The sequence below is a fragment of the Mesorhizobium sp. M4A.F.Ca.ET.022.05.2.1 genome (assembly GCF_003998845.1).
In the GTDB taxonomy this organism is placed as follows: domain Bacteria; phylum Pseudomonadota; class Alphaproteobacteria; order Rhizobiales; family Rhizobiaceae; genus Mesorhizobium.
This window is the reverse complement of the sequence record NZ_RZOJ01000174.1, coordinates 1-11,379: the sequence shown is the minus strand read 5'-3', so window position 1 is coordinate 11,379 and position 11,379 is coordinate 1. Positions and strand designations below refer to the sequence as shown.

Sequence of the window (11,379 nt, the reverse complement as noted above, 5' to 3'; positions counted from 1 at the left end):
GACCTATCTCGGCCTTGCTGGCGACACTGCCTTCGACACGGCGATGGCCAAGCTCACCTTTGGTGACAATGCGGACCTGTCGCGCATCCGCACGGCGCAGGCGCCGGGTGGCTCTGGCGCGCTCAGGCTCGTGGCCGAGCTTTTGCAACGTACCCGTGCCGGCGCGACGGTGTGGCTGTCCGATCCGACCTGGCCGAACCACATGCCGGTGATGCGCGCCGCCGGTCTGCAGATCCGCGACTATCCCTACTTCGACGCCGCTTCCGGCTCGGTGCGCTTCAAGGACATGGTGGCGGCCCTGCGGACGGCTGAGCGCGGCGACGTGGTGCTGCTGCATGGCTGCTGCCACAATCCGACCGGCGCCAATCTCGATGCCGCGCAGTGGGCCGAGGTCGCCGACCTGGTCGTCGAGCGCGGCCTGCTGCCCTTCGTCGACATTGCCTACCAGGGCTTTGGCGAGGGCCTCGACGCCGACGCCGCGGGCCTGCGGCTGCTCGCGGCAAGAGCCCCGGAAATGGTCGTCGCCTCGAGCTGCTCGAAGAACTTTGCCGTCTACCGCGACCGCGTCGGCGCTGCGATGATCCTGGCCAAGGACAGTGCGCAGGCCGATGTGGCGATGAGCCAGATGCTGTCTGCGGCGCGCGCACTCTATTCGATGCCGCCGGACCATGGCGCGGCGGCGGTACGCATCGTGCTGGAAGACGCCGCTTTGCGCGCGGACTGGCAGGCGGAACTAGAGGAGATGCGGCTGCGCATGCTGCGGCTGCGCGTCGGCTTCGCCGAGGCGCTGCGCCGGCAGTCCAATTCCGACCGTTTCGATTTCGTCGCCAGCCATCGCGGCATGTTCTCGCGCCTAGGCCTTTCGGAAGCTCAGGTCGAGCGGCTGCGCACCGAGCACGCCGTCTATATGGTCGGCGACAGCCGCATCAACGTGGCCGGCCTGCCCGAGGACGGGATGGACGCGCTCGCCAAGGCGATCGTATCGGTTCTGGACTGAGCCGCCGCGCAGCTGTGGACAACCGCCCTCGCGTCGGCTGCCAGCGTTGGCCGCGCGATGGGCGCAAGGATAGCATCGGCCTGATGAAACCCTCCAAGGACATTTCCCGGCTGATCGAGATCATGGCGGCACTAAGGGCGCCCAAGACCGGCTGCCCCTGGGATATCGAGCAGAATTTCTCGACCATCGCGCCCTACACGATCGAGGAAGCCTACGAGGTGGCGGATGCCATTGCGCGCGGCGATCTCGACGACCTGCGCGAGGAGCTCGGCGACCTGCTGCTGCAGGTTGTCTACCACGCGCAAATGGCTGAGGAGGCTGGCGAATTCGCCTTCGGCGACGTCGTCGAGGCGATCACCACCAAGATGATCCGGCGCCATCCGCACGTCTTCGGCGACGAGGAGGCGCGCAGCGCCGGCATGGCAAAGGGCATGTGGGAAAAAATCAAGGCGGTGGAGAAGGCGGAGAAGCGCGATGCGCGCCTCGCCCGCGGGCTCGACCCAGAAGACAATGGCAAGGGGTTCCTCGACAGCGTGCCGGTGGCGCTGCCTGCGCTGACCCGGGCGCTCAAGCTGCAGGAAAAGGCGGCTCGCGTCGGCTTCGACTGGAGCGAGGCGGCGCCCATTCTCGACAAGATCGAGGAGGAGATCGGCGAACTGCGCGAGGCTTTGGCCAAAGGCGACGCAGCACCGATCAAGGACGAGTTCGGCGACTTGCTGTTTGCCATCGTCAATCTCGGCCGCCACCTCAAGCTCGACGCCGAGGCAGCACTCAGCGGCACCAATGAGAAATTCCGCACCCGCTTCCACTATGTCGAGCGAGCGCTGGAAGCCTCCGGCAACACGTTGGAAAAGGCGACGCTGGATGAGATGGAAGCGCTCTGGCAGCAGGCCAAGGGCGCGAAATAACCAGGCTTAATTGTTCTTACGGTGCAATCGGCTCTCGATCTCTTGCCGTGAGCTGTGCGTGGCATTGAGCGAAATGGTGACGCTGCCATCCTCATTGTCGACCCGCGAAACGACGTCGCCGTTGCGGTAGATCCAGTCGACAAGGCCAAACTGGGCTGGCGTCAGCGTCAGCGTCGTCGTTTCCAGTTCACCCGACATCCTTGTTTCGATAAGCGCCTTCAGCGCATCGATGCCCTCGCCGGTGACCGCCGATATGGCGACCGGCGGCGCCTTGGTGGCGGCGCCATCGGCCAGTAACCGCTCCCGGTTGCTCTCGTCGAGCAGGTCGATCTTGTTCCAGACCTCGATGACGCGCTTGGCGTCACTGGCATCGACGCCAAGATCGGCAAGGATGCGCTCGACATCCTCGGCCTGCGCCGCCGTATCGGGGTCTGAGATGTCGCGCAGGTGGATGACGAGGTCGGCTTCGACCACCTCTTCCAGCGTCGCCCGGAAGGCGGCAACAAGATGCGTCGGCAGGTCCGAGATGAAGCCGACCGTATCGGACAGGATGATGGGTGTGCCATGTGGCAGGCGCACGCGGCGCAGCGTCGGGTCAAGCGTGGCGAACAGCATGTCCTCGGCCAGCACCCCTGCCCCGGTCAGCTTGTTGAACAGCGTCGACTTGCCGGCATTAGTGTAGCCGACGATCGCCACAACCGGGAACGGCACCTTCTTGCGCTTGGCACGGTGCAGGTCGCGGGTGCGGCGCACAGTTTCCAGCTCATGCTTCAGCTTGATGATCTTTTCCTGCAACTGCCGCCGGTCGGATTCGATCTGCGTTTCGCCGGGACCGCCGAGGAAGCCGGCGCCGCCGCGCTGGCGCTCAAGGTGGGTCCAGCTCCGCACCAGGCGGCCCTTCTGGTAGTTGAGATGCGCAAGCTCGACCTGCAGCGTGCCTTCCTTGGTGCGCGCGCGCTCGCCGAAGATCTCCAGGATCAGCCCGGTGCGGTCGAGCACCTTGGCGTTGAATTCCTTTTCGAGATTGCGTTGCTGCACCGGCGTCAGCGGATGGTCGACGATGACCAGTTCCGCGTGGCGCTCCTTCACGATATCGGCGAATTCCGCCACCTTGCCGCTGCCGAGCAAGGTGGCCGGGCGCGGATCGGTGACGGTCACCACCGCGCTATGGACCGGATCGAGGTCGATGGCGCCGGCGAGGCCGACTGCTTCATCGTGGCGGGCCTCCGCGGAACGCGTCAGACGCGGCCGATTGGTCTCGTCCTCGCCTCGCGGCTGGCGGGTAAGCACGGGCACAATAACAATGGCCCGGGTCGGAGCTTTGTCTTCCGGCCTCAGCTGATGTGATGGTTTCCCGCGGACGCTGCGGTCCGCGTCTTTCTCACGTGCCAATCAGGCGCCCTGGCCTTCCTCGCCATCGAACATCTGAACCGGCTGGCTCGGCATGATCGTGGAAATGGCGTGCTTGTAAACGAGCTGGGAATGGCCGTCACGCCGCAACAACACACAAAAATTGTCGAACGAGGTGACCACGCCAGTCAGCTTCACGCCGTTGATGAGGAAGATGGTGAGTGGATTTTTGCTCTTGCGAACTGAATTCAGGAACAGGTCCTGAAGGTTTTGCGATCGTTCCGCCATTGTTCTTGTCTTTCGCCGATCCCCTTCGGTTTGCAGCCAATGCGCCAATTTATCCGGCACATGTCAAGCGCGCAAACACCCTCTTGCCGTCAATAACGACAAGCAGAACGAGATATATTGATTTTCATTCCATCTTTGCGGTTATCAGGCCGGACTTTTTTCCGCAACGTCAAAAAAGGCCTGGCGCAACGAAAGTGTCACGGAACCGGGGTGGCCATTGGCCACCGGAGCACCGTCGATTGCCACGATCGGCATGGCAATCGTGGTCGCGGAACTGATGAAGGCCTCGCGCGCCGCCTTGGCCTCGGCGACCGAAAACTTGCGCTCCTCGATCGTCAGGCCGAGTTTGGCGGCAACGTCGAACAGCGTCGTGCGGGTGATGCCGCGCAGGATCCCGTGCTCGGCCGGCCGCGTCACTAGCACGCCGTCCCTGGTGACGATCCAGGCGTTGGAGGAGCCGCCCTCGGTGACCATGCCGTCGGTGTCGACGAACCACGCCTCCTGGGCGCCGGCTTCCTTGGCCTTCTGCTTGGCCAGCACGTTGGGCAGCAGGCCCGTGCTCTTGATATCGACCCTGTCCCAGCGGTTCTCCGGCACGGTGATGACCTTTATGCCGGTCTCTGCGCGCCTGGCGGCAGTGGCGGGGTCCGCCTTCCTCGTGGTCACCACCAGCGACGGCGTGGTACCGGGCCCCGGGAAAACGAACTCGCGGCTGGCGACGCCACGCGTCACCTGGACATAGACGAGGCCGTTGACGACATGGTTGCGGCGCACCACCTCGCGCAGGATGAGCGGCAGCACACGCTGCGTCACCGGCCAGTCGATCGACAGTTCGGAAAGCGACCGGCTCAGCCGGCCGAGATGGCGCGGCATGTCGACAATGAAGCCGCGAGCCACCTCGCAGACCTCATAGACGCCGTCGGCGAACTGATAGCCGCGATCCTCGATATGCACCGAAGCGTCGGCATGAGCGACATAGCGCCCGTTCACATAGGCAATGCGCGGCATGGATCACCCCTGAAGACTTTCGGTTTGTTTAAGCGATTCCGCCGCGGCCGTAACCGGCAATCGGCCGGCTGGGCGCCGCTGGATCAAGTACAGCTGTCCTCAGACGCCCAGCGACTTCAGCTTGCGGTGCAGGGCGGAGCGCTCCATGCCGATGAACTCGGCGGTCTTCGAGATGTTGCCGCCGAAGCGGTTGATCTGGGCGATCAGGTAGTCCTTCTCGAACTGTTCGCGCGCCTCGCGCAGCGGCAGCGCCATGATGTGTTGGTCCGATTGGTTGGGCGTGCGCGGCATGACGTCGCCGATCTCCGACGGTAGCAGATCGGCGGTGATCGGGGCGTCGACATCCTCGCCGCGCGCCAGGATCATCAGCCGTTCGACATTGTTGCGCAACTGCCGGACATTGCCCGGCCAGTTATGCGCCTGCAGCACGGCGAGTGCGTCGTCGCCGATGCGGCGCGGCCTGATGCCGGCCTGGCGCGCGATCTGCTTCATGAAATTGTCGACCAGATAGGGAATGTCCTCGCGTCGCTCGGCCAGCCCCGGCACCATGACCGGAACCACTGCCAGGCGGTGATAGAGGTCCTCACGGAAGCGGCCGTCGGCGATCATCGCCTCCAGGTTCTGCGAGGTGGACGAGATGATGCGGACATCGACCTTGACCCGCTTGGTGCCCCCTACCCGCTCGAACTGCTGCTCGACCAGCACGCGCAGGATCTTGTTCTGCGTCTCGCGCGGCATGTCGGCCACTTCGTCGATGTAGAGGATGCCGCGATGCGCCTCTTCCAGTGCGCCGACCTTGCGCTCGGTGCCGTTCGATTCGGTGCCGAACAGTTCAATCTCCATTCGCTCGGGCGTGATGGTGGCCGCGCTCAGCGTCACGAACGGTCCGGCCTTGCGCGTCGACAGCGCATGGATGGCGCGCGCCGCCAGCTCCTTGCCGGAACCGGACGGGCCGACGATCATGATGCGGCTGTTGGTCGGCGCGACGCGTTCGATGGTCTGGCGCAACTGGCTCATCGCCGAAGACATGCCGATCAGGTCGAAGGTCTCGCCGCTGCGCTGCTTGAGGTCGGAGACCTCGCGCCTCAGCTTCGAGGTTTCGAGCGCGCGCTCGGCGATCAGGATCAGTCGGTCGGCCTTGAACGGCTTCTCGATGAAATCGTAGGCGCCGCGGCGGATGGCGGAAACCGCCGTTTCGATATTGCCGTGACCGGAGATCATCACCACCGGGAGGTTGGGATGCATCGTCTTGATCTCGTCCAGCAGCGCGAGGCCGTCCAGGCGCGAGCCCTGCAGCCAGATGTCGAGGAAGATCAGCCTCGGCGCGCGATCTGCAATTGCTGCAAGCGCGCTGTCGGCGTCGAACGCCGTGCGGGTTTCGTGACCTTCGTCGCTCAGGATGCCTGCGACGAGCTCGCGGATGTCTTCCTCGTCATCGACGATGAGAATGTCAGACGCCATTACCGACCTTTTCAGTTTCTCTTTCGTGTTCGTTCCGGCCTTCGCCGCGAGGCGGCGTGGCAACGACCGAAGCCGGCGGCAGGATGATCGAGATCATCGCGCCGCGGCCACCGTGGAAATCCGCCGGCGCATCGTTGAGTTCGAGCCGGCCGCCATGGTCCTCCACGATCTTCTTGACGATAGCGAGGCCAAGGCCAGTGCCTTTTTCGCGCGTCGTCATATAGGGCTCGAGCAACCGCTGCCTATTCTCGCGCGGCAGTCCCCTGCCATTGTCGATGACATCGATTCGGATGGCGCCATTTTGACGTCCGGCTTGAATCCGGATTGTGCCGTCCGAACGATCTTTTGCTTCAAGTCCGTCAATGGCCTCGGCGGCGTTCTTGATGACGTTGCCGAAGGCCTGCGCCATCAGCCGGCTGTCGAAGGTGCCCTTCAGTGGTTCGCTGCCGAAATCGCGCTCGAAAGCGATGTCTGAACGACTGACCTCGACCAGGAACGAGGCTTCGCGCAGCGATTCGCGCAGGTCGATGGCCTTCATCTCCGGTTTCGGCATGCGCGCGAAGGCCGAGAATTCGTCGACCATGCGGCCGATATCCTCGACCTGGCGGATGATCGTGTCGGTGCATTGGTCGAAGACCTCGCGGTCCTCGGTGATGACCTTGCCGTAGCGGCGCTTGATGCGCTCGGCCGAGAGCTGGATCGGCGTCAGCGGGTTCTTGATCTCGTGGGCGATGCGCCTGGCCACGTCGGCCCAGGCCGAAGAGCGCTGCGCCTGCACAAGGTCGGTGATGTCGTCGACCGTCACGACATAGGATTTTTCCTCCGAGCCGTCATCGCCCGCCTCGATGGTTATCTGCACGTTGAAGGTCCGCTCGGCGCCGCCACGGTAGAAGGTCACCTGCTCGCGATAGACCGGCTTGCCCGATTTGCGGCCGATTTCGAAGACGCGGCCGACATGCGGCAGCACGGCGGACAGGTTCTGCCCGAGCGCGGCGCTGGCCGAGATCGCAAGCATGGTTTCTGCCGAGCGATTGACGATGGTGATGATGCCATAGGGATCGACGCCGATGACGCCGGCGGTGACGCCTGCCAGCACGGCTTCCGAAAAGCGCCTGCGCTCGTCGATCAAATCCTTGGCGGAGAGCAGCTCGTTGCGCTGCGATTTGAGCTCCAGGATCATGTTGTTGAAGGTGTCGCCGAGCGAGGCGACGTCGCCGTCGGAAAGTCTGACGGGCACGGCGACATCGAGATTGCCGGTCGCGACCTCGTCGGCGGCACCGATCAACTGGCGGATCGGCCGCACCAGCCGGTCGGCGACCGCTATGCCCGTCCAGATCGCCGACAGGATGACGATCAGCGTCAGCGACAGGTAAGGCAGCGCGAAGGCCACCTGTGAGGTGCGGCGGTTGTCTTGCAGGTTGCGGTATTCGTCGCTGTTGGACCGCACGATCTGCCGTGCCTTGATCACATCGGGATCGACCAGCCGGATGGTGTAGAGATAAAGACCTTCGATCTCGCGCAACTTGACGATGGCGCCCATGATGTTGCGGGTTCGCGGCTCGATCAGAACCGGCCTGCCGTCGGACGCCGTTTCCACCGCGCCCGGCGGGGGCTCCGGCATGGCGAAGTCGGCATCGGTCTTGGCGCTCATCACAAAGGAGCCGTCGGGCTTGATCAGTGCGGCATGCGCCAGCGAGCGGCCAACCGCTTCCTTGTTCATCAGATCGAGGAAACCGGTACGGTCGAGGCCATAGAGCGTGCGCGAGGCATCGAGATCATAGGCCATCGACAACGTCGTGCCCTGCAGGTTGCGGGCATTTTCCTGCACATAGGCGTCGGCGATCGACAGCGAGGAATTGACGATCGTCTTGGTGCGGATCTCGAACCAGCGGTCGAGGCCGATGTCGAGTGTGATCGAGGCGATGATGGCCACCATGATGGCGGGAATGGCGGCGACCAGAGCGAACATCGCAACGATGCGCACATGCAGCCGTGAGGCCGCCTTGCCGTGCCGCCGCGCCATCACAATGCGGTGAACCTCGCGGCCGATCAACGCAATCAGGAATAGAACGAAGACAGCGTTGAGCGCGATCAGCGCCATCGTGGCTTTTGCATCCGGCGCGATCGGCGTCGCGCCGACCAGAATCGCAAAGGAGATCGCCGCCGTGATCAAAGCGCCGGCAATCGCCAGCACGCCGGGCAACGCCAGCAGCCGGCGTCTGTCCTCAACGCCGGGCTTGCTGAAAAGCGGTTCGTTCAGTGTCGGGGCCTGGGAAGCCATATCGCCGTTTAGAGTCATTGCTTGCGTCGGATGTATGCAACGCATTGTGGCGATTATGCAACAAGTGTGGCCAGGACGGAAATCTTTCCCCGGCTTATTCTGCTGGAAGGACCATCCGGCCAGGGTCGATCAGAGTCGCCCTAAAGGTCTGCGGACATGCCGGCAACGGGCGGACGAGCCTCCGCCGTGCGTGCTGGCCGGCATTCAACTCGCCATCCGCCCGCGCCGCAAGCCGCGTGGCGTTTGCCCGATCTCGCGACGCATCCAATATGCCATATGCGATTGGTGCGCGAAGCCTGCCTGATGTGCCACCTCGCTGGTGCTGAGGCCGCCGTCTAGTAACAGAGAGCGGGCGCGCTCGACCCGGCGCCGTAGGACGTAGCGGTGAACGGTCATACCTGTCGCCGCCTTGAACCATGTCCTGAGATGGGAACTGCTGGCGTTGGCAACGCGGCTCAGCCTGTCAATCGTTAGCGGCTCATGAAGGTGAGCATCGATATGCTCCAGGACGTGCCTGAGCTGAGTGTTCGACAACCGGACGGGTCGATCGGTCTCCCGATCGCCGAGGCCCAGCAGCCGCACCGCAAGCGCAACGCCGAGGCTTTCGATGAACAGGGGTTCGGTCGGCGCGCCTGTGTCGTGACCGCTTTTGAGCGCTCGCACGAGATGTTCGATCCGCTCATCCCGGACAAGATGGCGCGTGTCGAGCCGGCGCATTGTTGTGCCTCCCACCTGCCGCGCGACGTCTTCGAGCAAGGCGGACGGCAGGCGAACCTCGATTGTGCGGAACGCGGTTTCCGCCTCGAAACCGCCCTCCTGGTCAGCGGGCACGAAGTCGATGTCGCCAGCACGCCGCAGAAAGTGTCGTCCAACGTCACTGCAATAAGAATGGGTGGCCGCGCTGGCGTGAACCATGATCCTGTGGTGATGCGCTCGCGGCAGCCTGAAGGCGCCTGCTTCGACATGCCTCGAAACCATTGTTATGCCCGTCGGGACCTGGTCGGGATCGAGCTGTGCGTGCATGCAGGTAGGCCTCGAATTCATAGCAAAACCTGTCCAAGATTTGGCGGTTCCTGCGCGACTTTCAATGCCGGCGCCCCCTAAACCCCAGCCTCGTTGCCAATGCAAAGAGGTTGATATGGGTTACTATGTTGTCGTCGGCGCAGGGCCGGTTGGACGCGAAACGGCTCGGCTGCTCGGTGAGGAAGGAAATAATGTCGTCCTCACCAGCAGGAGCTTGGGTTCCATCGATTTGCCCGGCGTCCGCGCGGTACAGGCCGACGCCGCGGATGCCGCCGAGCTGTCGCGCATGGCCCGAGGCGCCGATGCGATCTTCATGTGCGCCATGGCCGCCTATGATCGGTGGCCGACCGACTTTTTCCCCATCCTCGACGGCACGGTGCGCGCGGCGGAAGCCGCCGGCGCGAAAATTATCCTGCTCGGAAACCTCTACGGCTATGGTGAGAACGCCGAAAGTCCGCTGCACCCGGACTTGCCGCTCGATCCGACATCAAGGAAAGGTACGACCCGCACGATAATGTGGCAACGAGCACGCCGCGCCGATGCACCAGCCATCGAAGTGCGGTCCAGTGACTATCTTGGACATGGCGCGATCAGCTACTTCTCGCTGCTGGCCCTGCCCTCCGTCGTCGAGGGCAAACCCGTCTCGTTCGTGGGAAACCTCGATGCTGCTCACGCGTGGACGTTCACGAAGGATGTGGCCAGGACGCTTGTGGCGTCGTCCCGTTACACGGGCGAATGGGGACGGGCATTCCACGTGCCCTCGCAATATGCCTCGCCCCGTGAACTCATGCGGAAAACAGCCGCGATGCTCGGCAGGGAGCTTTCGGATCTGCACTCCTATTCCGTCTCCGAAATGGAGGCTCTGGGCCTGCACGAGGCCGTGGAGATGCGCTACCTCTTCGACCGCCCGCTGCTGGTCGACTCCTCCGACACCGAGCATCTTCTTGGCGTAACCGCCAGCAGCCTGGACGCGATGATCGCCGACACGCTGCGCGATCATCTTTGAGCAGTCGCGCGGCAGCATGGCGCCGGCTCGGGAGCCAATCTCCGGCTAGATCTGCCTCGAGGACTTGTAGACGTTGACGCCAAGCTCGCGGATCTTCTTGCGCAGCGTGTTGCGGTTGAGCCCCAGGAGCTCAGCCGCCTTGATCTGGTTGCCGCGCGTCGCCGTCATCGAAGCAAGGACCAGCGGGTATTCGACCTCGGCGAGGATGCGCTGGTACAGGCCAGCCGGCGGCAGATCACCGGCGAACGAAGCAAAATAGCGCTGCAGGAAATGCTCCACCGCCTGACCGATGGAGAGATCGTCGGGAATGAGATTGCCGCCGCCGGGGACTACCGGCCGCTCGCCGGTCTTGAGCTCGGCCTCGATGATCTCGGACGAGATCTCATCCTGAGAATAGAGCGCGGCCAGCCTGCGGATCAGGTTTTCCAGCTCGCGCACATTGCCCGGCCAGGGGTAGCGCTTCATCAACTCGATGCCGCCGGAGGAAATGCGCTTGGTCTGCAGCCCCTCGCTGGCGCCCTGCTTGAAGAAATGCCGCACCAGGTCCGGAATGTCCTCGGAGCGCTCGCGCAGCGCCGGCAGCCTCAGCGGCACGACGTTGAGGCGGTAGAACAGGTCCTCGCGGAACAGCCCCTGGTTTATCAGCGTGCGCAGGTCCTTGTTGGTGGCGGCGACGATGCGAACGTCCGTCTTGATCGGCGTGCGGCCGCCGACGGTCGTATATTCGCCTTGCTGCAGCACGCGCAGCAGGCGTGTCTGCGCCTCCATCGGCATGTCGCCGATCTCGTCGAGGAACAGCGTGCCGCCTTCGGCCTGCTCGAAGCGACCGGTGGAGCGGTTCTGCGCGCCGGTGAAGGCGCCCTTCTCGTGACCGAACAGTTCCGATTCTATCAAGTCGCGCGGGATCGCCGCCATGTTGATGGCAACGAACGGGCCGCCGCGGCGGCGGCCATATTCGTGCAGCGCGCGGGCCACCAGCTCCTTGCCGGTGCCGGATTCGCCGCTGATCATCACCGTGAGGTCGGTCTGCATCATGCGGGCCAGCATGCGGTAGATG

10 protein-coding genes are annotated in these 11,379 nt (G+C 63.9%); 3 read left to right on the top strand and 7 right to left on the bottom strand.

All coding sequences use genetic code 11. The features are described from left to right. Positions 1-997, top strand: a 997-nt coding sequence (locus EN745_RS19180) for an amino acid aminotransferase (RefSeq protein WP_145992068.1), incomplete at its 5' end; no start/stop codon positions are given. 83 nt (positions 998-1,080) lie between these two features. Continuing rightward, entirely contained in the window at positions 1,081-1,905 is an 825-nt protein-coding gene (mazG, locus tag EN745_RS19175; RefSeq protein WP_127422012.1) for a nucleoside triphosphate pyrophosphohydrolase, read from the top strand. A 6-nt stretch (positions 1,906-1,911) separates the two neighbouring features. Here the strand turns inward: mazG and hflX are convergent, their stop codons facing one another. The 6 genes from hflX to EN745_RS19145 all read right to left on the bottom strand — a co-directional run bounded on the left by hflX (position 1,912) and on the right by EN745_RS19145 (position 9,316). After that, entirely contained in the window at positions 1,912-3,297 is a 1,386-nt protein-coding gene (gene hflX / locus EN745_RS19170) for a GTPase HflX (protein ID WP_126054609.1), read from the bottom strand. Further along, positions 3,298-3,543 carry an RNA chaperone Hfq gene (hfq, locus tag EN745_RS19165; RefSeq protein ID WP_066989720.1) on the bottom strand — a complete coding sequence of 82 codons (246 nt, stop codon included), beginning with the start codon at positions 3,541-3,543 and terminating at the stop codon, positions 3,298-3,300. It lies immediately after the preceding gene. A 144-nt stretch (positions 3,544-3,687) separates the two neighbouring features. Beyond that, positions 3,688-4,551 carry a D-amino-acid transaminase gene (locus EN745_RS19160; RefSeq protein ID WP_127422011.1) on the bottom strand — a complete coding sequence of 288 codons (864 nt, stop codon included), beginning with the start codon at positions 4,549-4,551 and terminating at the stop codon, positions 3,688-3,690. Positions 4,552-4,650: 99 nt separating this feature from the next. Further along, entirely contained in the window at positions 4,651-6,012 is a 1,362-nt protein-coding gene (locus tag EN745_RS19155; protein ID WP_127422010.1) for a sigma-54 dependent transcriptional regulator, read from the bottom strand. Continuing rightward, the gene (locus EN745_RS19150) at positions 6,002-8,293 is read right to left on the bottom strand and encodes a PAS domain-containing sensor histidine kinase (protein WP_189363089.1); all 2,292 of its coding nucleotides are present in this window, start codon (positions 8,291-8,293) and stop codon (positions 6,002-6,004) included. The genes EN745_RS19155 and EN745_RS19150 overlap by 11 nt, the downstream gene beginning before the upstream one ends. A 204-nt stretch (positions 8,294-8,497) precedes the next feature. Next, on the bottom strand, positions 8,498-9,316 hold the full coding sequence (locus tag EN745_RS19145) for an AraC family transcriptional regulator (RefSeq protein WP_127422008.1): 819 nt from the start codon (positions 9,314-9,316) through the stop codon (positions 8,498-8,500). Between the two features lie 115 nt (positions 9,317-9,431). On the opposite strand from EN745_RS19145, the gene EN745_RS19140 reads away from it, so the two are divergent. Continuing rightward, positions 9,432-10,322: an NAD(P)H-binding protein gene (locus EN745_RS19140; RefSeq protein WP_126054613.1), complete on the top strand. Its 891-nt coding sequence runs from the start codon at positions 9,432-9,434 to the stop codon at positions 10,320-10,322. Positions 10,323-10,367: 45 nt separating this feature from the next. On the opposite strand, the gene EN745_RS19135 is transcribed toward EN745_RS19140, so the two are convergent. Further along, positions 10,368-11,379 (bottom strand): sigma 54-interacting transcriptional regulator (locus tag EN745_RS19135; RefSeq protein WP_127422007.1); only part of this gene is annotated, 1,012 nt, incomplete at its 5' end.